Genomic DNA, 25,751 nt, shown 5'->3' on the forward strand with positions numbered 1-25,751 from the left:
GGAAGCCATGTACGCAACCAACTACCATCGCGCTTCCTCCGTCGCCGACGCGGTCAAGCTGCAATCGTCCTCCGACGAGGCGAAATACGTCTCCGGCGGCATGACACTGATCCCGACCATGAAGCAGCGGCTCGCCGCGCCTTCGGACCTCGTGGACCTTCGCCATGTCGCCGAACTCAAGGGCATATCGGTCAGCGGCAACCGCGTGCGCATCGGCGCCGGCACGACGCATTACGAAGTCTCGACCTCGGCACAGCTGAAGGCCGCCTGCCCGGCGATCTCCCATCTCGCCTCCCATATTGGCGACCCGCATGTCCGCCATATGGGCACGATCGGCGGCTCCATCGCCAACAACGACCCGGCGGCGGATTACCCCTCCGCCATGCTGGCGCTGGGGGCGATCATCGTCACCGACAGGCGTGAGATTCCCGCCGACGCCTTCTTCACCGGCCTCTTCGAGACGGCGCTGGAAGAGGGCGAGATCATCGTGGCGGTGAGCTTCGATGCTCCGGCAAAGGCCGCCTATTCAAAATTCCCCAACCCTGCCTCGCGCTATGCCATGGCCGGCGTCTTCGTGGCGAAGGGGGATGGCGGCGTCCGGGTGGCCGTGACGGGGGCCGGCTCCAACGGCGTCTTCCGCCATGCCGGGCTGGAGGCGGCGCTTGCCGCCGACTGGTCAGCGAATGCGGCGGCCGGCGTTTCCGTGGATGCGGCCGACCTCCTGTCGGATATCCACGGCAATGCCGAATATCGCGCGAACCTCGTGAGGGTCATGGCCAAGCGCGCCGTCGCCGCCGCCGGATAGCGTTGCAAAAGCTGAAACTGTTCGATGAAAAGGACGGTTGAGGCCGTCCTTTTTTCATGCAGACTTGACATGCATCAACATGGAATGGCCTTTGGGGGCCTAGGATACATTGGAATGGTTCAAAGGTGGCGCCGATTTGCCGCAGCGCTTTGCATTGCGGCAAAGCCGGGCCGGGTGTAGCCGATGAACGACAGCCAATGACGATGATGCCCGGGATTTCGCCGGACTGGAGACTCTGGATGGACTTCGAGACTTTCTTCAAGAACGAGCTGGACGGCCTGCATCAGGAAGGCCGCTATCGCGTCTTTGCCGACCTCGCGCGCCACAAGGGCAGCTTCCCCAGGGCGACGCGCCACACGGCGGAAGGCCCGAAGGACGTCACGGTCTGGTGTTCCAACGACTATCTCGGCATGGGCCAGCACCCGAAGGTCGTCGAGGCGATGAAACTCGCCATCGACCAGTGTGGCGCCGGTGCCGGCGGCACCCGCAACATCTCCGGCACCAACCATTATCATGTGCTCCTCGAAGAAGAGCTCGCCGACCTGCACGGCAAGGAATCGGCCCTGCTCTTCACCTCGGGCTACGTCTCGAACTGGGCCGCGCTCGGCACGCTCTGTTCGAAGATCCCCGGCATCATCTGTTTCTCCGATGCCGGGAACCACGCTTCGATGATCGAGGGCATCCGCCACTCGAAATGCGAGCGCGTCATCTGGAAGCACAATGATCTCAAGGACCTCGAAGCCAAGCTTGCTGCCGCCGACCCGAAGGCGCCGAAGCTGATCGCCTTCGAATCGGTCTATTCGATGGACGGCGACATCGCCCCCATCAAGGAAATCTGCGACCTCGCCGACAAGTACGGCGCGATGACCTATCTCGATGAAGTGCACGCCGTCGGCATGTACGGCCCGCGCGGCGGCGGCATCGCCGAGCGCGAGGGCCTGATGCACCGGCTGACGCTCATCGAGGGCACGCTCGGCAAGGCCTTCGGCGTCATGGGCGGCTATATCACCGGCTCGGCCGCGCTCTGCGACTTCGTCCGCTCCTTCGCATCGGGCTTCATCTTCACGACCGCCCTGCCGCCGACGCTCGCCGCCGGCGCCCTCGCCTCGATCCGCCACCTGAAGGAAAGCCAGGTGGAACGCCTCGCCCACCAGGCGCGCGTGCGCAAGCTGCGCGCGGCGCTCGACCGCAACGGCATTCCGCACATGCCGAATCCGAGCCATATCGTGCCGGTGATGGTAGGCGACGCTTCCAAGTGCAAGTGGATCTCGGACCTGCTGCTCGACAATTTCGGCGTCTACGTCCAGCCGATCAACTACCCGACCGTGCCGAAGAAGACCGAGCGCCTGCGCATCACGCCGACGCCGCTGCACACCGATGCCGATATCGAGCACCTTGTCGGCGCGTTGCATGCGCTGTGGTCGCGCTGTGCGCTGGCCCGCGCCGTCGCCTGATACGCAGAGACGAAGCTGTTACCCAACGAGCCCGGCGGCCACCCGCCGGGCTTCTTCGTCTGCGGCGAAGACGTCGCCCATGGAGGAGGCCGGCGGCAGGTGGCTGAGCCTGTCCATGACGGTCTCCGCGACGTCGGCCATCGACAGGAAACCGATGCGCCCCGCGACGAAGGCATGGAACGCCACCTCCTCGGCGGCATTCATCACCGCGCCCTGCAGGCCGCCGCGCGTGAGCGCCGTGCGGGCAAGCCTCAGCGCCGGGAAGCGCGCCTCGTCCGGCGCCTCGAAATCGAGCCGCGCGAGTTTTGCGAAATCCAGCCGGTCGACATTGAGCGACGAACGTTCGGGATAGGTCAGCGCATAGCCGATGGCCGTGCGCATGTCCGGCGCGCCGAGCTGCGCCAGCACCGAGCCGTCGACATAGCCGACCATGGAATGGATGATCGACTGCGGATGCACCACCACCTCGATCTGGTCCGGCCTGACGTCGAAGAGATGCTTCGCCTCGATCATCTCCAGCGCCTTGTTGAACATGGAGGCGCTGCCGATGGAGATCTTGAGGCCCATCGACCAGTTGGGATGCGCCCGCGCGATATCGGCCGTCACGCCCGCCATCTGCTCGCGGCTCCAGGTGCGGAAGGGGCCGCCGGATGCCGTCAGCACGATGCGCTCGACGGCGTGGCGCTGGTCGTCCTCCAGTGCCTGGAAGATTGCGCTGTGCTCGCTGTCGACGGGAATGAGCCGCCCGCCGCCTTCCGCCACCGCCTTTACGAAGAGGTCACCGGCCGAGACGAGGCATTCCTTGTTGGCAAGCGCGATATCCGCGCCTTTCCTGGCCGCCGCCAGCGTCGGCGCAAGGCCGGCCGTGCCGACGATTGCCGCCATCACCCAGTCGGCATCCGCGGAAGCCGCCTCCAGCAGCGCCTCGCGCCCGGCCGCCGCCTCGATACCGCTGCCCGAAAGCGCATCCTTGAGCGCGCCGTAGCGGCTCTCGTCCGCCGTCACCGCCAGCCGCGCGCCGCAGTCCTTCGCCTGCGCGGCGAGAAGATCTACATTGCCGTTGCCGGTCAGCGCCAGCACCTCGTAGCGCTCGCGCCCGCCGAGCTGGCGCACCACGTCGAGCGTGCTGGTGCCGATGGAGCCTGTCGAGCCGAGAATGGTGATGCGGCGCTTCGGCCGCGCATCGGGAGCCATGGTGATTTCCGCGTTTTTCTTGTTATCGAGCAAAAGGCTCTACAGGCGAAAGACGCCTGCAACAAGTCATGGAAATGCTGTAAAGCGAAGGCACGGCCCCTGTTCTGGAACCCGCGGCTTGACCTTTTCACCCGGACGGCCATAACGTCCCGGCGAAGCGGCATTCCGCGCTGACGCGATTGGAGAAATTCGTGCACCGACGCCTGAGAGTATGGACCCTCGCCTGCCTTGCCTTTCTGGCGGCAGCTCCGGCCTATGCCGACGAGCCGGTCCCGGGCGGTCTCGGCGGCACCTGGCTGGCCGAGGATATCGGCGGCAACGGTGTCATCGACAACCTGCAGACGACGCTCGAGATCAAGCCGGACGGCTCCTATGGCGGCAATGGCGGCTGCAACACCTATCGCGGCAAGCTGAAGGTGCAGAACGGCAACATCGCCTTCGCCCCCGCTGCCGCCACGCGCAAGATGTGCGCCCCGGCCATCATGGACCAGGAGCAGAAGTTCTTCGACGCGCTCGGCACCGTCACCTCCTGGAAGCTCGAAAACGGCATCCTGCACCTGACGGGCAAGGAAGGCGCCCCGGCGATCCGTCTTGCCGGCCTCAAGAACAACACCGACATCGTCATCCGCCTGCCGGGACCGGAACAGAGCGTGGTGCGCGAAACGCTGAACTACCAGTGCGACGCCGATCAGCGCATCAGCGTTGAATACATCAATGTCGGCGCCAATTCGCTGGCCGTCGTGCGCATCGGCGAAGAGACGGTCATCGCCGCCAACGTCATGGCCGCCTCCGGCGCGAAATATGCCGGCGGCCATTACGAGTGGTGGACCAAGGGCGACGAGGCGACGCTCTACGACCTCACCCGCGGCGAGAACGCGCCTGGCGTCACCTGCCGCAAGTCCGGCTGAGGCAGCACCGGGGGAGAGAAGCGCATGCCCACATTCCGCGTCGGCCAGAAGGTGGTCTGCGTCAACGACCGCTTCAAGAACGTCTCGATCGACCAGGGCATCCGCAAGGGCCAGATCTATACGGTCCGCTGGGCGGGCCACTATCGCCACTATGTCGACGGCGACTTCTACGGCATCAAGCTGATGGAGCTCTATCGCGGCAACGACGACGGCCCGGAAGGCTACGGCGCCGTCGACATGCCCTTCCGCGCCAGCCGCTTCCGCCCGCTGGTCTCGGACCGTATCCGCAACATGCTCGGCATAAAGGCCCCGCAGCCGAAGGTCGTCGCAAAGCCCTCCATCGTCCCCGCCGTGCGCGCGAAGCCCCGCGTCGTCACGCCAGAGCGCGAGACGGAAGACGTCTGACAATCCTCTTCGGAAAAAATGGTGATCCCGCCGCGATTCGAACGCGGGACCCCCAGATTAGGAATCTGGTGCTCTATCCTGCTGAGCTACGGGACCACTGACTGCACCCATACAAAAGCCGAGGGCCTAAGCCAAGCGATTTTCAGTGCCCCGCGCCGAGTTCCCTGCGGAACAGCCCGCCGGGCGGGATCATGAGACACTCGGGTCATCGGATGGAGATGGCTCCATCCCCTGAACCCAGAGGAGAATGTCCCATGCGCAAGTTCATCCTGTCCGCTGCCGTAGCAACCCTCGCAGCGCTTTCCTTCGCCGCCCCCTCGCAGGCCGGCGGCCTTTCCGTCGGTTTCGGCTTCGGTCATGGCCATGGCCACGGCTGGGGACATGGCCACGGTCATGGCTGGGGCAATGGCGGCTATGTCACCGTCTATGACGACTATGGCTACGACTGCTACTGGAAGAAGGTGAAGCACTACAACAAGTGGGGCAACCTGGTCGTCAAGAAGGTCAAGATCTGCGGCTGATCGCCGGCAACGATCCCCACAAGGTACCCGGCTGCCGCTCCGGCAGCCGGGCTTTCGCGTCAGGCGGCAAGCCGGCTTTCGGCGAGCTTGACCCAGTAGGTCACGCCATGCGGGATGGCGTCGTCGTTGAAGTCATAGGCGGGGTGGTGCAGGCCGGCGGTATCGCCGTTGCCGACGAAGATGAAGGCGCCCGGCCGGGCGAGCAGCATGTAGGAAAAGTCCTCCCCGCCCATCATCGGGTCGAGCGAGGCATGGACCGCCGCCTCGCCGGCGATGCCGCGCGCCACGTCAACCGCGTGGCCGGTCTCTTCCGGATGGTTGACGGTGACGGGATAGTTGCGGTGATAGGCAACGGTGATCTCCGCGCCGTGGGCGGCGGCAAGGCCGGCGCAGATCTGCCGGATGCGGGCCTCCGCCTCCTCGCGCATCTCCGGGCTCAGCGTGCGCACCGTGCCGGCAAGCTGAGCCTCCTCGGGAATGACATTGTGGGCAAAGCCCGCATTGAACTTGGTGACGGACACGACGAGCGAGGCGATGGGATCGGCGACGCGCGAGACGATGGTCTGCAGCGCCGTCACCACCTGCGCGCCGATGACGATGGGATCGACCGTCTTGTGCGGCAGCGCCGCATGGCCGCCCCGACCTTTCACCTTGATGTTGAACTCGTCCGTCGCCGCCATGATCGCGCCGGGGCGCGTGCCGAAGGCGCCGACCGGCAGGCCGGGCAGGTTGTGCATGCCGTAGACCTCGGCAATGCCGAAGCGCTCCATCATGCCGTCCTTGACCATCTCGTTGCCGCCGCCGCCGCCCTCTTCGGCCGGCTGGAAGATGACCGCGACATTGCCGGTGAAGTTCCGCGTCTCGGCAAGGTACTTCGCCGCGCCGAGCAGCATGGCCGTATGGCCGTCATGGCCGCAGGCATGCATCTTGCCCTTGACGGTGGAGGACCAGGGCTTGCCGCTCGTCTCGTCGATCGGCAGCGCGTCCATGTCGGCGCGCAGGCCGATGGTGCGCCCCTCGCCCTTTCCGCGGATGATACCGACGACGCCGGTGCGGCCGATACCCGTCACCACCTCGTCGACGCCGAATTCGCGCAGCTTTTCCGCGACGAAGGCGGCGGTCTTCTCCACGGCGAAGAGCAATTCCGGCTCCCGGTGCAGGTGCCTGCGCCACCCGGCGATTTCATCCTGCAATTCTGCGGCGCGGTTCAGAACGGGCATGCAACACTTCCTGTGATTTCGGCCTGAAAGTCGGCCACCGGTGTTCGACGGCTTTGCCATCTCGATGCCATATAGGTTAAATAGGGCGACGGTTCGAGACAACTCCCGATTTCGAGGACAGGCCTTTGCAGATGAACGGACGAACGACGCGCCGGAGCGCATGGTTTCTGGGCTCCGCCCTGTTGCTCACCACGTCCCTTGCGGCAGGCAGCGCCGCGGCCAATCCCCGCATGCTGGTGGACGTCAACACGCTGAAGGTCATCGAGCACGAGGATGCGTTCCAGCGCTGGTATCCGGCCTCGCTGACCAAGCTGATGACGGCCTATACGGTCTTCCGCGCCATCAAGGCCGGCGAGAAGACGCTTGAAAGCCCCGTCGTCATGAGCAAGAACGCGGCTTCCGAACCGCCGAGCAAGATGTATTTCAAGCCCGGCCAGAAGATGACGCTCGACAGCGCGATGAAGATCATTCTCGTCAAGTCGGCCAACGATGTCGCCGTCGCCCTTGCCGAATCGGTCGGCGGCTCGGAACAGGGCTTCGTCGACCGCATGAACGCTGAAGCCGCCCGCATCGGCATGAGCTCGTCGCACTTCATCAATCCGCACGGCCTGCCCGGCAAGGGCCAGTACACGACCGCGCGCGACCTTGCCGTGCTCGCCGTGACGCTGAAGCGCGAGTTCCCGCAATATGCCCATTATTTCGCGCTCGAGGGCTTCACCACCGGCAAGAAGCAATATCCGAACTACAACATGCTGATCGGCCGCTTCGACGGCGCCGACGGCATGAAGACCGGCTTCATCTGCGCGGCGGGCTTCAACCAGGTCTCCTCGGCGACCCGCAACGGCCGCAGCGTCGTCTCCGTGGTGCTCGGCTCCGACAGCCTCGGCGCCCGCGCCGACATCTCCGCCGGCATGCTGCAGAAGGGCCTGACGACGCGCACCGGCAACGTGCCGACGCTCGGCCAGCTCCGCCCCTATGGCGAGACGCGCGACATCGTCGCCGACATCTCCGCCGATATCTGCTCCAAGCACGCTGCCAAGATACGCAGCGAGGGCCGCGACGAGGCCGGCCGCCAGAAGCTGACCTCCCCCTATATCCATGAGGTAAGCCGCCCCCTGAAGCTCGTCTATGCCGGGCTGATGGCCGGCGAGGAAGAAAAGCCGGTGGCCGGCGAACAGGTTGCCGCCGGCGACATCGGCGATATGGTCAACGTGCCGATCCCGATCCCGCGGCCGACTTTCTGACAGGACGGATGACCATGACCCTTGCCGAGCGGCGCGTGCCGGTTTCCGTGTTGACCGGCTTTCTCGGGGCCGGCAAGACGACCCTGCTCAATCGCCTCCTGAAGGACCCGACGCTCACCGACACGGCCGTCATCATCAACGAGTTCGGTGAGGTCGGCATCGACCACCTGCTCGTCGAGCAGTCGGGCGACGGCATCATCGAGCTTTCCGACGGGTGCCTCTGCTGCACGATCCGCGGCGAGCTCGTCGATACGCTCGCCGACCTGATGGACCGCATGCAGACCGGCAAAATCCAGCCGCTGAAGCGCATCGTGATAGAGACGACCGGCCTTGCCGATCCCGCCCCGGTGCTCCAGGCCGTCATGGGCAATCCCATCCTCTCCCAGTCCTTCAGCCTCGACGGCGTGATCACCGTGGTCGATGCCGTCAACGGCCTCCCGACGCTCGCCAACCATCCCGAGGCGGTCAAGCAGGTCGCCGTCGCCGACCGCGTGCTGATCAGCAAGACCTCGCTTGCTAACGCCGAAACGCTCGCCGCCATCAGGCAGGAGATCGCCGCGCTCAACCCGCGTGCCGCGGTCGCCGATGTCGACACGCCCGGCCTCGCGGGCCCCGATCTTCTCGCCAACGGCCTCTACGATCTCGGCAGCAAGATCCCGGACGTCCGCCGCTGGCTGCACGAGGAGGCGCACGGCCACCATCACCACCATGATCATGATCATGATCATGATCATCACCATCACGGACATCACCATCACGGCCACGACCATGATGACCACCACCAGCATGCCCATGACGTGACGCGGCACGATGCGACGATCCGCTCTTTCAGCATCGTTCACGACCGTCCCATCGACCCGATGGCGCTGGAAATGTTCATCGATCTCCTGCGCTCGGCCCATGGCGAAAAGCTGCTGCGCATGAAGGGCATCGTGCTGATGAGCAACAGCCCGGAGCGCCCGCTGGTGCTGCAGGGCGTCCAGAGCGTCTTCCATCCGCCGGAGCGGCTCGCCGCCTGGCCGGACCCGCACGACCGCCGCACGCGGCTGGTGCTGATCACCAGGGATTTGCCGGAAGCCTTCGTGCGCGACCTGTTCGACGCCTTCACCGGCACACCGAAGATCGACCGCCCGGACCGCGCGGCGCTTGCCGACAACCCGCTCGCCATACCCGGCCTGAAGTTCTAGAGCATTTCCAGCAAAAGTGCCTCGCGGTTTTGCGTTCGGAAATGCGCAAAACCAGAATGCCGGAGCGTTTTCGCGATCCGAAGAAGAGCAGAAACGCTCCCGCTCAGGCCTTCTTGCGGATCAGGAAACGGTGCCCCGCCTCGACGCGCTCGCTCGCCTCGAGCAGATGGCCGTCCTCCCGGCAGAAATGGGGAATGTCGATGACGGCGAGCGGATCGGTCGTCTCGACCCAGAGGCCGGCGCCCGCCGCCATGCTCGAAAGGCGCTTGCGCGTCTTCATCACCGGCAACGGGCATTTCAGGCCGCGCAGATCGTAGACCTCGACATCGCCCGCCGGGGAACTCATTTCTGCCAGAACTTCCAGAAGGGCTTCTTCGGCGCCTGCTCCACGACCTCGACGGCCGGGTTCTCTTCCGGCACCGGCTGCGTACCGGCCGCATCCACCGGCTTCTTCGCCTTTTCGGCGCTTGCGGCCGTGGCCGGGTTGCGCGCTTCCTTCTGGGCCTGCTGCCCGGCATCGGCCTTCGCCTCGCCGGCCTGCTGCGAGGCCTCCGCGACAGGCTCGGCCTTGGCCGGCAGCTCTTCCTTGGCGGCCCAGAGCTTCCAGAACGGCTTCTTCTCCGGCTTCTCGACGACCGTCACGCCGGGGTTTTCTTCCGGAACGGGGAGAGCGCCTGCGCCATGCGCCTGCTTCTGCGCCTTCTCGGCGGCAACGTCCGCCGCGAGGTCTTCCACTTCCTTGACCTTCTTCTGCTCGGCATCGAGCCTGGCCTGCTCGACCGCCTGCTTGGCGCGTTCTTCCGCTTCGAGCTTGCGCTTTTCGGCCTCCTCGGCCTTGCGCTTCTGCGCCTCGATCTCCTGCTGCGTCATCAGCTTGCCGGCATCGAGCGAATTGCCCGTCGGCGCATAGGCAAGCTCGCGGCCCTTGCGCTGGTCGGCGACGATCGCCTTGCGCTGGGCTTCCGACGGCTCGATCCAGACGGTGCCCTGGTACTTGCTCATCGCCTTGGCATAGGCCGTGGCATAGGTCTTGTTGTAGCTGGAAAGCGCGACGTCGAGCGACGACGGCGTCGTCATCGCCGGACAGGCGCCGGCCGGCGAGAAGGGCTTGTCGGCCTGCTGGTTGAAGACGTACTTGCCTTCGCAGACATTGACCTCCGGCGGCCGCTTGGTGATCTCGAAGTGATCCCAGCCGACTTTCAGCATCTTCCAGAATTCGATGTTCGGATTGTCGCGGTGCCGCGCCATGTTCTCCGCGGTCATGCGGAAGGGGAATGCCTGGAGCTGAACCGCCTTCTGCCCGCCGTCGAAGGCGTCGCGCGCGAAGGCGAAGATTTCGAGCATCTGCTCGTCGGTCATCGAATAGCAGCCCGACGAGGAGCAGGCGCCATGGATCATCAGATTGGTGCCGCTCGCCTTGTTGGCGCGGTCATAGGTGTTGGGGAAACCGGTGTTGATCGCGAGATAGTAGCTGGAATTCGGGTTCATCTGGCCGCGCGAGAGCGGATAGAAGCCTTCCGGCGCCTGGCGGTCGCCTTCCTTCGTCTTCGGGCCGAGCTTGCCGGACCAGGCGCAGATCTTGTAGTTGCGCACCATCTGGAACCGGTTGGAACGGTCGGCCTTCCACACTTCCAGCCGCCCCTCCTCCTTCAGGATGCGCAGCATGATCGGCGAGGACCGGTCGATGTTCATCTTGGAGAACTTGGTCAGCACCGCCGGCGAAAGCTGGTAGCCGGTCTTGCTGGACACCTTGGAGATGTCGACGTCGACCTTGTCGAACGAGTCGAGCGTCTCATTGGTGCATCCCGCGGTGACCACGGCGAGAAGCGAAACGGCGGCAAGAACGGTAAGGCGCATGCAAGGGTCCGTGAACTATCGTCAGATCGCGAGCCGTCGCGCCGGCAGGGCGGGACGCGCAGTCGTAACCGGCTTATACTTCATAAACTCTTAACCGGGAATTCTTTCGCGAGACTGCCGGACGACCGCAGCCCCTTCACACACAAGGATTGTGGCCGAGATGGGGCGAAGGGTGCGAGCGCTGCCGGCGGATCAGAGCTGGCGGCCGATATTCAGGTAGCGCTGGCGGCGATCCTTGCGAAGCTGGTCGCCGGGCTTGGCCGAAAGGTCCTTCAGCGCGGCGGCGATGACGTCGCCCGTGCGACCGATGACGGCCGCGGGATCGCGATGCGCGCCGCCGACCGGCTCGGGAATGATGCCGTCGATGACGCCGAGGGCCTTCAGGTCCTCCGACGTGATCTTCATGTTGCTCGCCGCTTCCTTGGCGCGGGTGGAATCGCGCCAGAGGATGGAGGCCGCGCCTTCCGGCGAGATCACCGAATAGATCGCATGTTCCAGCATGTAGACCCGGTCGCCGGTGGCGATGGCGATCGCGCCGCCCGAGCCGCCCTCGCCGAGAACGACGGAGACGATCGGCACGCGGATATTGAGACACATCTCGGTGGAGCGGGCGATGGCTTCCGCCTGGCCGCGCTCTTCCGCGCCGATGCCGGGATAGGCGCCGGCCGTGTCGATCAGCGTGATGACGGGCAGGCCGAAGCGGTCGGCCATTTCCATGACGCGGATCGCCTTGCGGTAGCCTTCCGGCCGGGCGCTGCCGAAATTGTGCTTGAGGCGCGACTTGGTGTCGTTGCCCTTTTCCTGGCCGATGATGGCGACGGCCTCGCCGCGGAACCGGCCGAGACCGGCCTGAATCGCCTCGTCCTCGGCGAACTTGCGGTCGCCGGCAAGCGGGGTGAACTCCTCGAAGAGCTGCGCGGCATAGTCGACGAAATGCGGACGCTGCGGATGGCGCGCGACCTGCGTCTTCTGCCAGGGTGTCAGCTTGGAATAGATATCCGCCGTCGCCTCGCGGGCGCGAACTTCGAGCCTGCCGACCTCGTCGCTCGTGTCGATGCTCTCGTCTTCTTCCGCCAGCTTTCTCAGCTCGTGGATCTTGCCTTCGAGATCCGAGATGGGCTTTTCGAAATCGAGGTAGTTGTGCATGAGATGCGTTTCCGATCGTTTGCTCAAACCGCGTCAGGCTGCGCTCGGCCAGGGGCCAGTCGCAAGCGGGAGGGGTCCTAATCCGGTTTTTTTGCCTGTTTGGCAAGAGGGTGATGGGTTTGAACGAGCTGGTGCAGCCGTTCTTCCAGCACATGCGTATAGATTTGTGTCGTGGAAATGTCCGAGTGACCCAGCAGTTCCTGCACGGCGCGAAGGTCCGCGCCGTTCTGCAGGAGGTGGCTGGCGAAGGCATGGCGAAGGACATGTGGCGAGAGCGTCGCGGCCCTGATGCCCGCCCTGCCGGCGAGCGCCTTGAGGTCGCGGCCAAAGACCTGCCGGGGCAGGTGCCCCTCCTTGCTCTGAGCCGGGAAGAGGAAGGTGCCTGCCGCCGGATCGTCGCCGATCGCGGCCGCCAGCGTCTCGCCATAGGCCTCCAGCGCCGAAACGGCGGCGCGCGACATCGGCACCAGCCGCTCCTTGCTGCCCTTGCCTTTCACGATGAGGAAGCGTCCCGTCTGCGCCAGCACGCTCGCCGGCAGCGAGACCAGCTCGCTGACCCGCAGGCCCGTCGCATAGAGAAGCTCGACCAGCAGATGCATGCGCCGCTTGAGGAGAAGGTTGCCGCCGGGCTCCGCCGCTTCCGCCTCCGCCCGGCCGATCAGGCGCGTGACGTCGTCGACGCTCAGCGTCTTGGGCAGCGAGCGCCCCTTCTTCGGCGCATCGAGGATGCCGGTCGGATCGTCGCCGCGCAGGCCCTCGCCATAGAGGAACTTGAAGAACTGCCGCAGCGCCGACAGCCGCCGCGCCTGCGAGGACGCGGCAAACCCCTGCTTTGCGAGATGGCCGAGATAGGCCCTGAGATCGTCCGGCGCCGCCTCGGCAAGGCGCACGCCGCGTTCGTTGAGGAAGGACCGCGCATCCTCGAGGTCGCGCTCGTAGGATTGCAGCGTGTTCGTCGCTGCGCCCCGTTCGGCGCTCATCATCTCGAGGAAGGACTCGACCTGGAGTGCGGATGGGTCCCTCATTGCGGCGGGTTCACCCGCTCGGAGGGGATGCGGATCGTCACCTCCCGCTCGGTCGGCTCGACGAAGGTCACCAGCGCCACCATCACGCCATAGACCGATCCGACGATCACGGCGCAGAAGAACAGGAAGCGGAAAAGGGTGGGCATGGCTGTCTCCGGGGCGATGCCCCCTATATCGCCTCGCCACCCGCCGAGCGCAAGGGCGGCAGGCCCGGGATCGGGCTCGAAGCACCGGCCATCCGCAGCCTCCGACACGGCGCAGGCTTGACGCTTCCGGCGCTTTTGTCGATACGGAAAGGAGCGAAACCCCGGAAAACGCCATGACCGAGCTGATCGACCAGGCCCCTCTCACGCTCGCCGCCGAGGCCCGCGCCGCACTCGGCAAGCGAAACCTCGTCCTGATCGGCCTGATGGGCGCCGGCAAATCGGCCATCGGCCGCATGACGGCGCAGGCGCTCGGCATTCCCTTCGTCGATTCCGACCACGAGATCGAGCGCGTCTCGCGCATGTCGATCACCGATCTCTTCGCCGCCTATGGCGAGGCCGAGTTCCGCGCGCTGGAAACCCGCGTCATCAAGCGCCTGCTGCGCTCCGGCCCGCGTGTCGTCTCCACCGGCGGCGGCGCCTATATCAACGAGAACACCCGCCGCAACATCAAGCGCGGCGGGCTCACCGTCTGGCTCAATGCCGATCTCGACGTGCTCTGGGAACGCGTCAACAAGCGCGACACCCGCCCGCTCCTGAAGACCGAGAACCCGCGCCAGACGCTCGAAAACCTCATGAATGCCCGTTACCCGATCTATGCGGAAGCCGATCTGACCGTGATGTCGCGCGACGTGAAGAAGGAAACCATGGTGGAGGAGGTGCTCACCGCGATCGCCGCCGCCGCCCGCAAACCCTGACGAGATGACCATGACTGCCACTGCCACCGCGCGCCGCACCGTGCGTGTCGACCTCGGCGACCGCTCCTACGATATCCTGATCGGCCCCGGCCTCATCGCTGCCGCCGGCCGCGAGATCGCAAGCCGCCTCAAGGGCCGCAAGATCGCCGTCATCACCGACGCGCATGTCGCGCCGATCTATCTCGACGGCTTCATGGCCGCGCTTGCGGCGGAAGGCATCGAGGCCGTCTCGCTCGTGCTGCCGGCCGGCGAGAAGACCAAGAGCTTCGAGCACCTGATCAGCGTCTGCGACAGTGTGCTTGCCGCCCGCATCGAGCGCAACGACGCCGTGGTGGCGCTCGGCGGCGGCGTCATCGGCGACCTCACCGGCTTTGCCGCCGGCATCGTGCGCCGCGGCTCGCGCTTCATCCAGGTGCCGACCTCGCTTCTGGCGCAGGTCGATTCCTCCGTCGGCGGCAAGACCGGCATCAACTCGCCGCACGGCAAGAACCTCATCGGCGTCTTCCACCAGCCCGATCTCGTGCTCGCCGATACCGACGTGCTCGACACGCTCTCGCCGCGCGAATTCCGCGCCGGCTATGCGGAAGTGGCCAAATACGGCCTGATCGACAAGCCCGACTTCTTCGCCTGGCTGGAGAAGAACTGGCGCGACGTCTTCGCCGGCGGCGAGGCACGCACTACGGCCATCGCCACGAGCTGCCAGGCAAAAGCCGATGTCGTCGCCGCAGACGAGCGCGAGAACGGCCAGCGCGCCCTCCTCAATCTCGGCCACACCTTCGGCCATGCGCTGGAGGCCGCGACGCAATATGACAGCGCCCGCCTCGTCCACGGCGAGGGCGTCTCCATCGGCATGGTGCTCGCCCACCAGTTCTCCGCCCGGATGAACCTTTGCAGCCCCGACGACGGCAAGCGCGTCGAGGCGCATCTGCGCGAGGTCGGCCTGCCGACCACGATGGGCGAGATTCCGGGCGGCCTGCCGCCGGCCGAGAAGCTGATGGACGCCATCGCGCAGGACAAGAAGGTCAAGGCCGGCAAGCTCACCTTCATCCTGACCCGCGGCATCGGCCAGTCCTTTGTCGCCGACGACGTGCCGCAATCCGAAGTCGTCACCTTCCTCAAGGAAAAGCTGCCGAAATGACCGGCGAAACGTCCGCCGCGCTCGCGTCTCCCGTCTGGCCGTGGGTCGTTCTTGTCCTCGGCCTGGTCGCCGCCGCCCTCATCTTCCGGCAGCGCTCGTCGATTGCCGCCCTCTGGCGCTCGCATCAGGAAACGCGCGAGGCGGACGGCGAGCGCTCCCGGGACGGGGGCGCTGCAAAATCCGACCGCGACAGGATTACGAGCGGGCTCGATCTCGACGCGCTGGAAGTCTCCGACATCATGGTCCACCGCACCGCCATGCGGGCGCTGAATGCCGGCGATCCGCCGGAGGAGATCGTCAAGGCAGTGCTGGAAAGCCCCTATACGCGCATGCCGCTCTGGGCCGGTTCGGTGGACAACATCGTCGGCGTCGTCCACGCCAAGGATCTTCTGCGCGCGCTCGCCGAGCCCGGCGTGGAACCGAGGAACCTCGACATCACCAGGGTCGCGCAGAAACCCTGGTTCGTGCCCGACACGACGACGCTGAAGGAACAGCTCGCCGCGTTCCTGCGCCGGCAGGAGCATTTCGCCACCGTGGTGGACGAATATGGCGAGGTGCAGGGCGTGGTGACGCTTCAGGACATCCTGAAGGAGATCGTCGGCGATATCTCCGACGAGACCGCCGTCGACATGCAGGGCGTGCGGCAGGAGGCGGATGGCTCGCTCGTCGTCGATGGCGGCGTCTCGATCCGCGACCTCAACCGCGCCTTTACCTGGAACCTGCCCGACGAGGAGGCGACGACCATCGCCGGCCTCGTCATCCACGAATCGAAATCGATCCCCGAGGAGCGGCAGGCCTTCACCTTCTACGGCAAGCGCTTCATCGTCATGAAGCGGGTGAAGAACCGCATCACCAAGCTGCGCATCCGCCCGGTCGAGCCCGGGCCGGCCGGCACGTAGCGACTACCAGCGCGTCGGCTCGCCCGGTGCGGCCGCCTCGACGGCGAGCGCATGAAGGCCCGCGTCGAGCTCCGCCTTCACCACCTCGTTGATCGCCCTGTGGCGCGCCACGCGGCTCATGCCGGCAAAGGCCGAAGAGACGATGCGGATACGCATATGCGTCTCGCCCTCGCCATCGAACCCCGGCTGGTGGCCGGCATGCAGGTGGCTTTCGTTGAGGACTTCGAGGCGCTCGGGCGAAAAGGCCGCTTCGAGCTTGCCGGTCATGCTGGATTTCATGGACATTGCGGAACCTTCGGCGGCCGGAAACGCCGGGCCGCGACGCAGAAAAATAGTCCCACAAAGCCAGCAACAATCCGCTTTGTCAATTCTTGTTGCGGGCCTTCCGGAGCCCCATAATTAGCGCCATGAAACTCGATTCCAAATACTTCGACCGCATCCGCACGAAGCGGCGCGTGGAGCGTCCCGAACGTTCCGCGCCGACCTGTCAGTGGGATGGCTGCGAGGAGAATGCCGTGCATCGCGCACCCGTCGGCCGCAATGCCGAAGGGCAGTATTTCATGTTCTGCTTCGAGCACGTCAAGGAATACAACAAAGGCTACAACTACTTCTCGGGCCTCTCCGACGGCGAGATCGCGCGCTACCAGAAGGAGGCCATCACCGGCCACCGCCCCACCTGGACGATCGGTGTCAACAAGGCCGCCAAGAACGGTCCGGCGCAGGGCACGGCGCGTTCCGGCACGGCCGGGGCAAATCAGCGCATCCGCGACCCCTTCGGCTTCTTCAACGAGGGCAAGGGCCGCAGGCCCCAGATGGAGCCGCGCGCGCGAAAACTGAAGACGCTGGAGGCCAAGGCCTTCGACACGCTCGGCCTTTCCGCCAGTGCGACGACGGAGGACATCAAGTCCGCCTATAAAACGCTTGTCAAAAAGCATCACCCGGATGCAAATGGCGGAGACAGGGGCTCGGAAGAGCGTTTTCGCGCGGTCATCCAAGCATATCAATTGTTAAAGCAGGCCGGCTTCTGCTAGAGCATTGGCGAAGTCGGGCGGAATCGCGCCCGGCCGCTTATAATGCGGTCAAGCACCCGCGTATAATGCGGTCTAGCAAAAGGCAAAGTTGGCGTGCAATAAATTTGGGGTGGAGGTAAGGCCGCCGCCCGCGGAGACGTGATGAGCAAGATGGATCTCGATATTTCCAACCTCCCGGATACCACTGTTTCCGTACGGGAGGTTTTCGGCATTGATACGGACCTTCGGGTTCCGGCCTATTCCAAGGCGGACGCCTACGTTCCGGACCTCGACCCGGACTACCTGTTCGACCGCGAAACGACCCTCGCCATCCTCGCAGGCTTTGCGCATAACCGCCGCGTCATGGTCTCCGGCTATCACGGCACCGGCAAGTCGACCCATATCGAGCAGGTCGCCGCCCGCCTCAACTGGCCGTGCGTGCGCGTCAACCTCGACAGCCATGTCAGCCGTATCGACCTCGTCGGCAAGGACGCCATCGTCGTCAAGGACGGTCTCCAGGTCACCGAATTCAAGGACGGCATCCTGCCCTGGGCCTACCAGCACAATGTCGCGCTCGTCTTCGACGAATACGACGCCGGCCGTCCGGACGTGATGTTCGTCATCCAGCGCGTTCTGGAATCCTCCGGCCGCCTGACCCTGCTCGACCAGAGCCGCGTCATCCGCCCGCACCCCGCTTTCCGCCTGTTCGCCACGGCCAACACCGTCGGCCTCGGCGATACGACCGGCCTCTACCACGGCACGCAGCAGATCAACCAGGCGCAGATGGACCGCTGGTCCATCGTCACCACGCTGAACTACCTGCCGCATGACAACGAAGTGAACATCGTCGCCGCCAAGGTGAAGCGCCTCGCTTCCGGCAAGGACGGCCGCGAGACGATCTCGCGCATGGTGCGCGTCGCCGATCTCACCCGCGCCGCCTTCATCAACGGCGACCTTTCGACCGTGATGAGCCCGCGTACGGTCATCACCTGGGCGGAAAACGCAGAAATCTTCGGCGACGTCGCCTTCGCCTTCCGCGTCACCTTCCTCAACAAGTGCGACGAACTGGAGCGCACGCTGGTAGCCGAACTCTACCAGCGCGCCTTCGGCATCGAGCTGAAGGAAAGCGCCGCCAACATCGTCCTGGAAGCGACGGCCTGACGGCAGGGTGAAGCAATGGCAGCCCGCGGAGACAATTCGAAGCCGAGACCCGGCGGCGTGGTGGACATGGAACCGTTCCGCCGCGCGGTGACCGGCTGCGTGCGCGCCGTCTCGGGCGATGCGGAGGTGGAGGTCGCCTTCGCCAACGAGCGCCCCGGCATGACCGGCGAGCGCATCCGCCTGCCCGAGCTTTCCAAGCGTCCCTCGCCGGCCGAAGTCGCGCTGACCCGCGGCCTCGGCGACTCGATGGCGCTGCGCAAGGCCTGTCACGACGCCCGCATCCACGCGACCATGTCGCCGCAGGGCGCCGATGCCCGCGCGATCTTCGACGCCGTCGAACAGGCGCGCGTCGAGGCGATCGGCTCCAACCGCATGCACGGCATGGCGCAGAACCTCAACGTCATGCTGACGGAGAAATACGCCAAGGCCAATTTCGGCGCGATCACCCGTCAGGCCGATGCCCCCCTTGAAGAGGCCGTCGCGCTCATCGTGCGCGAGAAGCTGACGGGCCAGGCCCCGCCGGCCTCGGCCGGCAAGGTGCTCGACCTCTGGCGCGATTTCATCGTGGACAAGGCCGGCAAGGACATGGAGGGCCTTTCCTCCGCCATCAACGACCAGCAAGCCTTCTCCCGCGTCGTGCGCAACATGCTCGCCTCGATGAACGTCGCCGAGCAATACGGCGAGGACGAAAACGAACCGGACGATTCGGAAACGCCCGAGGACGAAAACCAGCCGCGCAGCGACGAGCAGGAAGACAACGACAGCCAGGAAGACGCTGGCGACGATTCTGCCCCGGCCGACGAGAACGAGACGTCCGACGAGCAGATGGACGAAGGCGAGATGGACGGCGCGGAAATCTCCGACGACGATCTCGTCGAGGACGACGGCGACGAGGCGGAAAAGCCCGGCGAGGTCCGCCGCCCGAACCAGCCCTTCTCCGACTTCAACGAGAAGGTCGACTACGGCGTCTTCACGCAGGAATTCGACGAGACGATCACCGCCGAGGAACTCTGCGACGAGGCGGAACTCGACCGCCTGCGCGCCTTCCTCGACAAGCAGCTCGCCCACCTTCAAGGGGCTGTCGGCCGCCTCGCCAACCGGCTTCAGCGCCGCCTGATGGCGCAGCAGAACCGCGCCTGGGAATTCGACCTCGAAGAGGGCTATCTCGACAGCGCCCGCCTGCAGCGCATCATCATCGATCCGATGCAGCCGCTCTCCTTCAAGCGCGAGAAGGACACGACCTTCCGCGATACGGTCGTCACGCTCTTGATCGACAATTCCGGCTCCATGCGCGGCCGCCCGATCACCGTCGCCGCCACCTGCGCCGATATCCTCGCGCGCACGCTGGAGCGTTGCGGCGTGAAGGTGGAAATCCTCGGCTTCACCACCAAGGCCTGGAAAGGCGGGCAATCGCGCGAAAAATGGCTCGCCAGCGGCAAGCCGCAATCGCCCGGCCGCCTCAACGACCTGCGCCATATCGTCTACAAGGGCGCCGACGCCCCGTGGCGGCGCGCAAGGCGCAATCTCGGCCTGATGATGCGCGAGGGCCTGCTGAAGGAGAACATCGACGGCGAGGCGCTGATCTGGGCGCATGACCGCCTGCTGGCCCGCCCTGAACAGCGCCGTATCCTGATGATGATCTCGGACGGCGCCCCGGTCGACGATTCGACGCTCTCTGTGAACCCCGGCAACTATCTGGAACGGCACCTGCGCGCCGTCATCGAACAAATCGAGACGCGCTCGCCCGTCGAGCTGCTGGCCATCGGCATCGGCCATGACGTGACGCGCTATTATCGCCGCGCCGTCACCATCGTCGATGCGGACGAACTGGCCGGCGCCATGACCGAACAGCTCGCCTCGCTCTTCGCCGACGAAAGCACGGCCCGTCGCCCGGCCGGCCGGCGCCGTGCCGGCTAGGGCGCGGCACCGGGGACGGCCAGCCCTTCCCGCAATCGCTCTTTGCGCCCTGCTCTGCCTGCCGCTCACGCGGCCGGTATCTGCCGCGGATATTCCCGTCTCCAGCCGCACCATCACGCAATTTACGCCGGGCTCCGACCGGCGCATCTTCGGCAAGCTCGAATTCCTCGGGGGCATCGCCTATTCGTCGTCAAGCCCCCTGCTCGGCGCCGTCTCGGCAATCCGCTTCCGCGACGACCGTGAGCATTTCGTCTCGGTGCTCGATACCGGCCACTGGCTGACCGGCCGCATCGAGCGCGACAGCGAAGGCCGGTTGAGCGGCCTTGCGGGCATGAAGATCCGCTCGATGATCGACCGCGACGGACGCGACGGGAATCCCAAGGAGAAGATGGATGCCGAGGGCCTTGCGATAAGCAGGGGCGAACTCCTCGTCAGCTTCGAGGGACTTCACCGGATCGACGCCTATCCCGACCCCGGCTTCATGGACGCCGGTCCCAAGCGCCGCCTGCCGCTCCCCATCGAGCGGCGGGAAATCCGCCGAAACCGCGGCATGGAGACGCTTGCCATGTCCCCGGCCGAAGGCCCGCTCGGCAACATGCCGGTGGCCGTGACGGAGCGCAGCCTCGATGCAGCCGGCAATGTCTTCGCCGCCGTGCTCGCCGGCCCACGCGCCGGCCTCTTCGCGGTGAAACGCAGCGAACCCTGGGACATCACCGACGGCGCCTTCCTGCCGAACGGTGATCTCCTCCTTCTGGAGCGCCGCTTCCGCTTTTCGGACGGCATGGGCATGCGCATTCGCCGGATCGCCGGCGACACGATCCGCCCCGGCGCGGTCGTCGACGGCGAGGTGCTGATCGACGCGGACCTCCGTCAGCAGATCGACAATATGGAAGGGCTGGACGTGGTGGCGATGGCAAAGGACGATATCCGTATCATCGTCGTTTCCGACGACAACCACTCCATCCTCCAGCGCAACCTGATGCTGGAATTCCGCCTGCTTCCAGAAAAATAGGCGTTACGTCGTCTCAGGCCGTCTTCTCGACGCCCGGCATCGGCATCAGCCGGCTCATCAGGGCGCCATAGGGCAGCAGCATGACGAGGCCGACGAGAACCTTCACGGAAAGGTCACCCATCGCCCAGGAAATCCAGCGCGGCATCTCGGTCGTGAAGACGCCCAGCACCGGCGCCCATTCGATCGCGAAGGCGTCGTTGGGGCCGAAGATCGAGAAGGCCGGCGCGAAGGAGAAGGAAAAGAAGATCGCCGTATCGAGCACCGAGCCGATCAGCGAGGCGATCAGCGGCGCGCGCCACCAGGTCTGCCGCCGCAGCCTGTTGAAGACCGAGATGTCGAGCAACTGGCCGGCAAGGAAGGCCGAGCCGGAGGCGATGGCGATGCGCGGCGTGGATACGCCGATCGAGAACAGCACCGCCACGAGGAAGCCGACCGCCACGACGCGGCGCGCGACGCGCGGGCCGAACTGGCGGTTGGTGAGGTCGGTGATGAGGAAGGCGACCGGATAGGTGAAGGCGCCATAGGTCAGGAGATCGCCGAGCGCGATGCCGAACAGCTCGCCCGAAAGCGGGTACTGCACCAGCACGTTGGAGGCGACGACCACGGCCGTCATCAAGAGGACATAGATAAGGGTAACGCGGTTCGCGAGCATTTTTTTATCCTGGGTGATGCCACCAGTTGGAGTAACGATGTTGCGCGCAAAGCATTGAGGCCTGCCCGCAAAGCGGTCAAGCCTCAATGAGAATGCTTCGGCCTGTTGCCTGGATCAGGCGGCAGCAGCAGCCGTCTTCTTGGCGATCTGGCGGCGCAGCAGACGGGCGCGCATCGACAGTTCGTTCTCTTCAGCCTTCAGGAGGAAGGCATCGAGACCGCCGCGGTGCTCGACCGAGCGGAGAGCGGCTGCGGAAACGCGAAGACGGAAACGCTGGCCGAGGGCGTCGGAAATCAGCGTGACATTGCACAGGTTCGGCAGGAACTTGCGCTTCGTCTTGTTGTTTGCGTGGCTCACATTGTTGCCCGACTGGACGCCCTTGCCGGTCAATTCGCAACTACGGGACATGGTACACCTATTTTTTCTTGTTCAGGACAATACGTTTCCGGCACCGAAACCGGCCGCAGTCCGTCTGGCCTTTTTGGAAAGTTGCGGTTCTATAGTCACACTGGCCGACGACGTCAAGCCAAACCTGCCGTTCAGCGGGAATTCAGTTGCCAAGCGTCATGATTTGCAGGCAATAGCAGGCAAAGGCGCGATTTTCCACGGCGTAGAATCGCCGCAATGGCGGGCTAGGCGGGGCTTCTGCGGGACGTTTCCGGCACGGCTCGCGCGGTCTTGCCGGAACGGCCGGATCAGGACGGTACATTCGCCTTCCGAAGAAAACGGAAGGCTCCAGGAGTCGAGACGATGAACGGGCGGGGTTGGATTGCTGGCGCAGCGGCGTCGCTTGCGCTTCTGGGCGGTGTGGGCCCCCTGTCGGCTGCGGAAGTCCAACACCAGACGGACTACAGCATCCGCCTTTCCGGCCTGCCGGTCGCCACCGCCAGCTTCCGCTCGGCATTTTCCGGCAACCGCTATACCATTTCCGGCAGTCTGCATTCGGCGGGCCTTGTCGACATCTTCTCCCGCACGCAGGGCACGACCTCCGTTTCCGGCACCATCGGGCGCGACAACCTGCACGCCACCTCCTATTCGGTGACCTATCGCAGCGGCAAGCGCGGCCGCGCCATCGACGTGACCTTCCGCAACGGCAATGTCATCCATGCCAGCATGGTGCCGGCGCGCAAGAAGCCCGCCAACTGGGTGCCCGTCTCCAGCGCCGACATGCGCGCGGTGCTCGACCCGATCTCCGGCCTCATCATTCCTGCCGGCAAGCGCATCTGCCCCAAGACGCTGCCGATCTTCGACGGCGAATCCCGCATGGATTTCCAGCTGACATCGAAGGGCACGAAGCCCTACTCCACCAAGGGCTTCAAGGGCGAGGTCGTGGTCTGCGGCATCCGCTTCATCCCGAAATCAGGCTACAAGAAGGGCCGCGACGACGTCGAATACCTGCGCCGGCTGAAAACGATGGAAATCTGGTTTGCCAAGGCCGAGGAAGCGAATGTATATGCTCCGGTCTATGTGAGGATTCCGACCAAGCTCGGCCCCGTTACCGTCTCGGCCACGCGCTTCGGCGGTTGATGCGGCTGCCGGTCGGCAGACCGGCGGAGCGAACGCTTGAAGACACGTGCAACCCTGATCGGCTTTACGGCGATCCTGATGTGGGCGCTGCTGGCGCTCTTTACCGCGGCCTCCGGCAAGATGCCGCCCTTCCAGCTTTCCGCCATCTGCTTCCTGATCGGCAGCCTGCCGGGAATCGTCGCGCTCCTCGCGCGGCCGCAGCGCGCGCGCCTGCTGAGGCAGCCGGCGAAGGTCTGGGTCACCGGCATTCTCGGCCTCTTCGGCTATCACTTCCTCTACTTCACGGCCCTGCGCAACGCGCCGGCGGTCGAGGCGAGCCTGATCGCCTATCTCTGGCCGCTCCTCATCGTCACCGGCTCGGCGCTGCTGCCGGGCGAGACGCTGCGCTGGAACCATGTGGTCGGCACGCTGCTCGGCCTCGGCGGCACCGCGCTCATCGTCGGGCGCAACGGCGTCGCCTTTGAGAGCGCCTATCTCATCGGCTATGGCGCGGCCTTCCTCTGCGCCTTCACCTGGGCCGGCTATTCGCTGGCCACCCGCAGCTTCGAGGCCGTCTCGACGGATGTGGTGACCGGCTATTGCCTCGCCACCGCGATCCTGTCGCTCGTCTGCCACCTGCTGCTGGAAACGACGGTCTGGCCGCAGACGGGCTTCGAATGGCTCGCCGTCGCCGGTCTCGGCCTGCTGCCGGTGGGGGCCGCCTTCTACGTCTGGGATTTCGGGGTGAAGAACGGCGACATCCAGATCCTCGGCGCCGCGAGCTATGCCGCGCCGCTGCTCTCCACGCTGGTCCTCGTGCTTTCCGGCTTTGCCGAGCCAAGCTGGACCATCGCGCTGGCCTGCCTGCTGGTGACGGGCGGCGCGGTGCTCGCCGCCAAGGACATGATCTTCAGGCGGCGGGTCGCAAGCCCCGCCTGATCTCAGAACCGGTCCTTCCGCCCGCGGATTTCGGCGAAGACCTCGGCGTCGCTCGCCCCCTCCATGCCGAGATGGCGGCGGATCGCCGGATCGGCGGCACGCAGGAACGGATTGGTCGCCTTTTCGAGGCCGATGGTCGTCGGCGCGGTGAAGGCACCGGCGGCCCGCAACGCCTCGATCTCCTCGACACGGTGCGCGAGCGCCACGTTGTCCGGGTCCACCGTCTTGGCAAAGCGGGCATTCGACAGCGTGTATTCATGGCCGAAATAGACGGTCGTCTCCTCCGGCAGCGCCGCGAGCTTCGACAGCGAATCCCACATCTGCGCGGGCGTGCCCTCGAAGAGCCGGCCGCAGCCGAGCGCGAAGAGCGTGTCGGCGGCAAAGAGCAGCTTCTCCTCCGGCAGGTGGAAGCAGATGTGGCCGAGCGTATGGCCCGGCGTCGCGATGACCTCGACGCGCCGGCCGGCGAAATCGAAGCTGTCGCCGCCATCCACCTTGCGGTCGATGCCCGGAATGGTCTCGCGCGCCGGGCCGATGATCGTCGCGCCGAAGCGGTCCTTCAGCGCGAGATTGGCCTCCACATGGTCGCCATGGTGATGGGTGGTGAAGATATGGCTGAGGCGCCAGCCGCGGCGCTCCAGCGCCTCGAGGATCGGCTTTTCCTCCGGCGCATCGATGCTCGCCGTCGCGCCCGTCGCCGGATCGTGCAGGAGCACGCCGAAATTGTCGCTGCGGCAGGCAAACAGTTCGATTTCCAGCGGGGTCATGGTCCATTCCTCGTCATATCGGCAGGGCATCGCGGGCGAATGTAAGGCAATCGGCCTTGAAGTCCACCGGACCATCGCTAACATCTTGTCCATGCATGCAGATATCGTCGACCTCCGCGAATTCTACCACTCGCCCCTCGGCCGCCTTGCCGATCACTCGATCGCCATGGCGCTCGCCTCGCTCTGGGCGCGGCTGCCGGACGAGCGGCTGGTCGGGCTCGGCTATGCCGTGCCTTATCTCGACCGCTTCCGCGCCGATACGGAGCGCACCTTCGCCTTCATGCCCGCCGGCCAGGGCGCGGTGAACTGGCCGCCGGGCGAGCTTTCCTCGACGGCGCTGATCTTCGACGAGGAACTGCCCCTGCCGGACGCCTCGGTCGACCGGATATTGATGGTGCACTCGCTGGAATTCGCCGAGAACCCGCGCGAGACGATGAAGGAACTCTGGCGCGTGCTGGCGCCCGGTGGCCGCCTCGTCATCGTCGTGCCGAACCGGCGCGGCGTCTGGGCGCGCATGGAGCACACGCCCTTCGGCTCCGGCCGGCCCTATTCGCGCGGCCAGCTCACCGCGCTGCTGCGCGAGACCAATTTCACCCCCGGCGCCTCCGCCGAGGCGCTGTTCTTCCCGCCCTCCAAGCTGCGCGGCGTGCAGAAGCTGCGCGGCGCCTTCGAGCGACTCGGCCGCTCGCTCTGGCCGATGTTCTCGGGCGTCATCATCGTCGAGGCCCAGAAGCGGCTCTATCAGGGCCTGCCCGTCGCCGCCCGCGCCTCGCGCCGCGTCTTCGTTCCCGTGCTCGCCCCGCAGGGCATCCCCACGACGCGCGAGCGCACCCTCGACAAAAGCCGGCCCGCCCGCTAGAGCGGGCCCGAACGGCAAAAAGGG

General features: G+C 65.6%; 27 protein-coding genes, 1 tRNA gene and 1 pseudogene. 17 read left to right on the forward strand and 12 right to left on the reverse strand.

Translation table 11 applies throughout. The features are described from left to right. Window positions 1-7: 7 nt before the first annotated feature. Together ShzoTeo12_RS13725 and hemA are read left to right on the forward strand one after the other, a co-directional pair. Window positions 8-805, forward strand: a complete 798-nt coding sequence (locus tag ShzoTeo12_RS13725; RefSeq protein WP_318910095.1) for a xanthine dehydrogenase family protein subunit M — start codon at window positions 8-10, stop codon at window positions 803-805. A gap of 239 nt (window positions 806-1,044) precedes the next feature. Next, window positions 1,045-2,259 (forward strand): 5-aminolevulinate synthase, encoded by a 1,215-nt coding sequence (gene hemA, locus ShzoTeo12_RS13730; RefSeq protein ID WP_318910096.1) that lies wholly within the window; start codon window positions 1,045-1,047, stop codon window positions 2,257-2,259. Between the two features lie 18 nt (window positions 2,260-2,277). Here the strand turns inward: hemA and dxr are convergent, their stop codons facing one another. Further along, window positions 2,278-3,453, reverse strand: coding sequence for a 1-deoxy-D-xylulose-5-phosphate reductoisomerase (dxr, locus tag ShzoTeo12_RS13735; RefSeq protein ID WP_318910097.1), 1,176 nt, complete (start codon window positions 3,451-3,453; stop codon window positions 2,278-2,280). A 191-nt stretch (window positions 3,454-3,644) separates the two neighbouring features. On the opposite strand from dxr, the gene ShzoTeo12_RS13740 reads away from it, so the two are divergent. After that, window positions 3,645-4,361, forward strand: coding sequence for an META domain-containing protein (locus tag ShzoTeo12_RS13740; protein ID WP_318910098.1), 717 nt, complete (start codon window positions 3,645-3,647; stop codon window positions 4,359-4,361). Window positions 4,362-4,385: 24 nt separating this feature from the next. After that, window positions 4,386-4,766, forward strand: a complete 381-nt coding sequence (locus ShzoTeo12_RS13745; RefSeq protein ID WP_318910099.1) for a CAP-Gly domain protein — start codon at window positions 4,386-4,388, stop codon at window positions 4,764-4,766. 19 nt (window positions 4,767-4,785) lie between these two features. Here ShzoTeo12_RS13745 and ShzoTeo12_RS13750 read toward each other — a convergent pair. Beyond that, window positions 4,786-4,862: transfer RNA gene (locus tag ShzoTeo12_RS13750), tRNA-Arg, on the reverse strand. A gap of 158 nt (window positions 4,863-5,020) precedes the next feature. On the opposite strand from ShzoTeo12_RS13750, the gene ShzoTeo12_RS13755 reads away from it, so the two are divergent. After that, window positions 5,021-5,287, forward strand: a complete 267-nt coding sequence (locus ShzoTeo12_RS13755; protein ID WP_119259082.1) for a hypothetical protein — start codon at window positions 5,021-5,023, stop codon at window positions 5,285-5,287. Window positions 5,288-5,346: 59 nt separating this feature from the next. Here the strand turns inward: ShzoTeo12_RS13755 and ShzoTeo12_RS13760 are convergent, their stop codons facing one another. Then, the gene (locus ShzoTeo12_RS13760; RefSeq protein ID WP_318910100.1) at window positions 5,347-6,507 is read right to left on the reverse strand and encodes a M20 aminoacylase family protein; all 1,161 of its coding nucleotides are present in this window, start codon (window positions 6,505-6,507) and stop codon (window positions 5,347-5,349) included. Between the two features lie 131 nt (window positions 6,508-6,638). Here ShzoTeo12_RS13760 and ShzoTeo12_RS13765 point away from each other — a divergent pair, with 131 nt between their 5' ends. Together ShzoTeo12_RS13765 and ShzoTeo12_RS13770 are read left to right on the forward strand one after the other, a co-directional pair. Next, window positions 6,639-7,751 carry a D-alanyl-D-alanine carboxypeptidase family protein gene (locus ShzoTeo12_RS13765; protein WP_318910101.1) on the forward strand — a complete coding sequence of 371 codons (1,113 nt, stop codon included), beginning with the start codon at window positions 6,639-6,641 and terminating at the stop codon, window positions 7,749-7,751. A 14-nt stretch (window positions 7,752-7,765) separates the two neighbouring features. Further along, window positions 7,766-8,938, forward strand: a complete 1,173-nt coding sequence (locus tag ShzoTeo12_RS13770; RefSeq protein WP_318912458.1) for a GTP-binding protein — start codon at window positions 7,766-7,768, stop codon at window positions 8,936-8,938. 103 nt (window positions 8,939-9,041) lie between these two features. Here the strand turns inward: ShzoTeo12_RS13770 and ShzoTeo12_RS13775 are convergent, their stop codons facing one another. The 5 genes from ShzoTeo12_RS13775 to ShzoTeo12_RS13795 all read right to left on the reverse strand — a co-directional run bounded on the left by ShzoTeo12_RS13775 (window position 9,042) and on the right by ShzoTeo12_RS13795 (window position 13,112). Next, on the reverse strand, window positions 9,042-9,284 hold the full coding sequence (locus ShzoTeo12_RS13775; protein WP_119259079.1) for a sulfurtransferase TusA family protein: 243 nt from the start codon (window positions 9,282-9,284) through the stop codon (window positions 9,042-9,044). Continuing rightward, window positions 9,281-10,795, reverse strand: coding sequence for a L,D-transpeptidase family protein (locus tag ShzoTeo12_RS13780; RefSeq protein WP_318910102.1), 1,515 nt, complete (start codon window positions 10,793-10,795; stop codon window positions 9,281-9,283). Before ShzoTeo12_RS13780 ends, ShzoTeo12_RS13775 begins: the two co-directional genes overlap by 4 nt. A gap of 192 nt (window positions 10,796-10,987) precedes the next feature. Further along, complete coding sequence (locus ShzoTeo12_RS13785) at window positions 10,988-11,941, reverse strand: acetyl-CoA carboxylase carboxyltransferase subunit alpha (protein ID WP_318910103.1); 954 nt, start codon at window positions 11,939-11,941, stop codon at window positions 10,988-10,990. Between the two features lie 77 nt (window positions 11,942-12,018). After that, on the reverse strand, window positions 12,019-12,966 hold the full coding sequence (xerD, locus tag ShzoTeo12_RS13790; RefSeq protein ID WP_318910104.1) for a site-specific tyrosine recombinase XerD: 948 nt from the start codon (window positions 12,964-12,966) through the stop codon (window positions 12,019-12,021). Then, window positions 12,963-13,112 carry a hypothetical protein gene (locus ShzoTeo12_RS13795; RefSeq protein ID WP_119259121.1) on the reverse strand — a complete coding sequence of 50 codons (150 nt, stop codon included), beginning with the start codon at window positions 13,110-13,112 and terminating at the stop codon, window positions 12,963-12,965. Before ShzoTeo12_RS13795 ends, xerD begins: the two co-directional genes overlap by 4 nt. Before the next feature lie 173 nt (window positions 13,113-13,285). On the opposite strand from ShzoTeo12_RS13795, the gene ShzoTeo12_RS13800 reads away from it, so the two are divergent. The 3 genes and pseudogenes from ShzoTeo12_RS13800 to ShzoTeo12_RS13810 all read left to right on the forward strand — a co-directional run. After that, window positions 13,286-13,867 carry a shikimate kinase gene (locus ShzoTeo12_RS13800; protein ID WP_119259075.1) on the forward strand — a complete coding sequence of 194 codons (582 nt, stop codon included), beginning with the start codon at window positions 13,286-13,288 and terminating at the stop codon, window positions 13,865-13,867. 10 nt (window positions 13,868-13,877) lie between these two features. Then, window positions 13,878-15,005 (forward strand): 3-dehydroquinate synthase, encoded by a 1,128-nt coding sequence (gene aroB, locus ShzoTeo12_RS13805; RefSeq protein ID WP_318910105.1) that lies wholly within the window; start codon window positions 13,878-13,880, stop codon window positions 15,003-15,005. Next, window positions 14,963-15,904, forward strand: a pseudogene (locus tag ShzoTeo12_RS13810) (transporter associated domain-containing protein); the annotation flags it as partial. The gene aroB and the pseudogene ShzoTeo12_RS13810, both read left to right, overlap by 43 nt. A gap of 3 nt (window positions 15,905-15,907) precedes the next feature. On the opposite strand, the gene ShzoTeo12_RS13815 reads toward ShzoTeo12_RS13810, so the two are convergent. Continuing rightward, window positions 15,908-16,189 carry a BolA family protein gene (locus ShzoTeo12_RS13815; protein WP_318910106.1) on the reverse strand — a complete coding sequence of 94 codons (282 nt, stop codon included), beginning with the start codon at window positions 16,187-16,189 and terminating at the stop codon, window positions 15,908-15,910. Window positions 16,190-16,302: 113 nt separating this feature from the next. On the opposite strand from ShzoTeo12_RS13815, the gene ShzoTeo12_RS13820 reads away from it, so the two are divergent. From ShzoTeo12_RS13820 to ShzoTeo12_RS13835, 4 genes are all read left to right on the forward strand, one after another. Continuing rightward, the gene (locus ShzoTeo12_RS13820) at window positions 16,303-16,935 is read left to right on the forward strand and encodes a J domain-containing protein (protein WP_119259119.1); all 633 of its coding nucleotides are present in this window, start codon (window positions 16,303-16,305) and stop codon (window positions 16,933-16,935) included. Window positions 16,936-17,076: 141 nt separating this feature from the next. Further along, the gene (gene cobS / locus ShzoTeo12_RS13825; protein ID WP_119259072.1) at window positions 17,077-18,075 is read left to right on the forward strand and encodes a cobaltochelatase subunit CobS; all 999 of its coding nucleotides are present in this window, start codon (window positions 17,077-17,079) and stop codon (window positions 18,073-18,075) included. A gap of 15 nt (window positions 18,076-18,090) precedes the next feature. Further along, on the forward strand, window positions 18,091-19,992 hold the full coding sequence (gene cobT, locus ShzoTeo12_RS13830) for a cobaltochelatase subunit CobT (protein WP_318910107.1): 1,902 nt from the start codon (window positions 18,091-18,093) through the stop codon (window positions 19,990-19,992). Beyond that, window positions 19,982-21,004: an esterase-like activity of phytase family protein gene (locus ShzoTeo12_RS13835; RefSeq protein ID WP_318910108.1), complete on the forward strand. Its 1,023-nt coding sequence runs from the start codon at window positions 19,982-19,984 to the stop codon at window positions 21,002-21,004. Before cobT ends, ShzoTeo12_RS13835 begins: the two co-directional genes overlap by 11 nt. 13 nt (window positions 21,005-21,017) lie before the next feature. Here ShzoTeo12_RS13835 and ShzoTeo12_RS13840 read toward each other — a convergent pair whose 3' ends face one another. Beyond that, window positions 21,018-21,656, reverse strand: coding sequence for a VUT family protein (locus ShzoTeo12_RS13840; RefSeq protein WP_318910109.1), 639 nt, complete (start codon window positions 21,654-21,656; stop codon window positions 21,018-21,020). Window positions 21,657-21,770: 114 nt separating this feature from the next. After that, complete coding sequence (gene rpmB / locus ShzoTeo12_RS13845; protein WP_119259069.1) at window positions 21,771-22,064, reverse strand: 50S ribosomal protein L28; 294 nt, start codon at window positions 22,062-22,064, stop codon at window positions 21,771-21,773. A gap of 342 nt (window positions 22,065-22,406) precedes the next feature. Here rpmB and ShzoTeo12_RS13850 point away from each other — a divergent pair, with 342 nt between their 5' ends. Next, window positions 22,407-23,183 (forward strand): DUF3108 domain-containing protein, encoded by a 777-nt coding sequence (locus tag ShzoTeo12_RS13850; protein ID WP_119259068.1) that lies wholly within the window; start codon window positions 22,407-22,409, stop codon window positions 23,181-23,183. Between the two features lie 36 nt (window positions 23,184-23,219). Continuing rightward, complete coding sequence (locus ShzoTeo12_RS13855) at window positions 23,220-24,101, forward strand: DMT family transporter (protein ID WP_318910110.1); 882 nt, start codon at window positions 23,220-23,222, stop codon at window positions 24,099-24,101. A 2-nt stretch (window positions 24,102-24,103) separates the two neighbouring features. On the opposite strand, the gene gloB is transcribed toward ShzoTeo12_RS13855, so the two are convergent. Further along, window positions 24,104-24,868: a hydroxyacylglutathione hydrolase gene (gloB, locus tag ShzoTeo12_RS13860; RefSeq protein ID WP_318910111.1), complete on the reverse strand. Its 765-nt coding sequence runs from the start codon at window positions 24,866-24,868 to the stop codon at window positions 24,104-24,106. Window positions 24,869-24,959: 91 nt separating this feature from the next. Here gloB and ShzoTeo12_RS13865 point away from each other — a divergent pair, with 91 nt between their 5' ends. Continuing rightward, complete coding sequence (locus ShzoTeo12_RS13865; RefSeq protein ID WP_318910112.1) at window positions 24,960-25,727, forward strand: class I SAM-dependent methyltransferase; 768 nt, start codon at window positions 24,960-24,962, stop codon at window positions 25,725-25,727. Window positions 25,728-25,751 lie beyond the last annotated feature (24 nt).

The sequence above is a fragment of the Shinella zoogloeoides genome (assembly GCF_033705735.1).
Lineage (GTDB): Bacteria > Pseudomonadota > Alphaproteobacteria > Rhizobiales > Rhizobiaceae > Shinella > Shinella zoogloeoides_A.

What these genes read in the sequence shown, in the direction of transcription:
- ShzoTeo12_RS13725 (WP_318910095.1), top strand. Translation starts at nt 8, where the DNA reads ATGTACGCAACCAACTACCATCGCGCTTCCTCCGTCGCCGACGCGGTC.
- hemA (WP_318910096.1), top strand. Translation starts at nt 1,045, where the DNA reads ATGGACTTCGAGACTTTCTTCAAGAACGAGCTGGACGGCCTGCATCAG.
- dxr (WP_318910097.1), bottom strand. Translation starts at nt 3,453, where the DNA reads ATGGCTCCCGATGCGCGGCCGAAGCGCCGCATCACCATTCTCGGCTCG.
- ShzoTeo12_RS13745 (WP_318910099.1), top strand. Translation starts at nt 4,386, where the DNA reads ATGCCCACATTCCGCGTCGGCCAGAAGGTGGTCTGCGTCAACGACCGC.
- ShzoTeo12_RS13755 (WP_119259082.1), top strand. Translation starts at nt 5,021, where the DNA reads ATGCGCAAGTTCATCCTGTCCGCTGCCGTAGCAACCCTCGCAGCGCTT.
- ShzoTeo12_RS13760 (WP_318910100.1), bottom strand. Translation starts at nt 6,507, where the DNA reads ATGCCCGTTCTGAACCGCGCCGCAGAATTGCAGGATGAAATCGCCGGG.
- ShzoTeo12_RS13765 (WP_318910101.1), top strand. Translation starts at nt 6,639, where the DNA reads ATGAACGGACGAACGACGCGCCGGAGCGCATGGTTTCTGGGCTCCGCC.
- ShzoTeo12_RS13770 (WP_318912458.1), top strand. Translation starts at nt 7,766, where the DNA reads ATGACCCTTGCCGAGCGGCGCGTGCCGGTTTCCGTGTTGACCGGCTTT.
- ShzoTeo12_RS13775 (WP_119259079.1), bottom strand. Translation starts at nt 9,284, where the DNA reads ATGAGTTCCCCGGCGGGCGATGTCGAGGTCTACGATCTGCGCGGCCTG.
- ShzoTeo12_RS13780 (WP_318910102.1), bottom strand. Translation starts at nt 10,795, where the DNA reads ATGCGCCTTACCGTTCTTGCCGCCGTTTCGCTTCTCGCCGTGGTCACC.
- ShzoTeo12_RS13785 (WP_318910103.1), bottom strand. Translation starts at nt 11,941, where the DNA reads ATGCACAACTACCTCGATTTCGAAAAGCCCATCTCGGATCTCGAAGGC.
- xerD (WP_318910104.1), bottom strand. Translation starts at nt 12,966, where the DNA reads ATGAGGGACCCATCCGCACTCCAGGTCGAGTCCTTCCTCGAGATGATG.
- ShzoTeo12_RS13795 (WP_119259121.1), bottom strand. Translation starts at nt 13,112, where the DNA reads ATGCCCACCCTTTTCCGCTTCCTGTTCTTCTGCGCCGTGATCGTCGGA.
- ShzoTeo12_RS13800 (WP_119259075.1), top strand. Translation starts at nt 13,286, where the DNA reads ATGACCGAGCTGATCGACCAGGCCCCTCTCACGCTCGCCGCCGAGGCC.
- aroB (WP_318910105.1), top strand. Translation starts at nt 13,878, where the DNA reads ATGACTGCCACTGCCACCGCGCGCCGCACCGTGCGTGTCGACCTCGGC.
- ShzoTeo12_RS13815 (WP_318910106.1), bottom strand. Translation starts at nt 16,189, where the DNA reads ATGTCCATGAAATCCAGCATGACCGGCAAGCTCGAAGCGGCCTTTTCG.
- cobS (WP_119259072.1), top strand. Translation starts at nt 17,077, where the DNA reads ATGAGCAAGATGGATCTCGATATTTCCAACCTCCCGGATACCACTGTT.
- cobT (WP_318910107.1), top strand. Translation starts at nt 18,091, where the DNA reads ATGGCAGCCCGCGGAGACAATTCGAAGCCGAGACCCGGCGGCGTGGTG.
- ShzoTeo12_RS13840 (WP_318910109.1), bottom strand. Translation starts at nt 21,656, where the DNA reads ATGCTCGCGAACCGCGTTACCCTTATCTATGTCCTCTTGATGACGGCC.
- rpmB (WP_119259069.1), bottom strand. Translation starts at nt 22,064, where the DNA reads ATGTCCCGTAGTTGCGAATTGACCGGCAAGGGCGTCCAGTCGGGCAAC.
- ShzoTeo12_RS13850 (WP_119259068.1), top strand. Translation starts at nt 22,407, where the DNA reads ATGAACGGGCGGGGTTGGATTGCTGGCGCAGCGGCGTCGCTTGCGCTT.
- gloB (WP_318910111.1), bottom strand. Translation starts at nt 24,868, where the DNA reads ATGACCCCGCTGGAAATCGAACTGTTTGCCTGCCGCAGCGACAATTTC.
- ShzoTeo12_RS13865 (WP_318910112.1), top strand. Translation starts at nt 24,960, where the DNA reads ATGCATGCAGATATCGTCGACCTCCGCGAATTCTACCACTCGCCCCTC.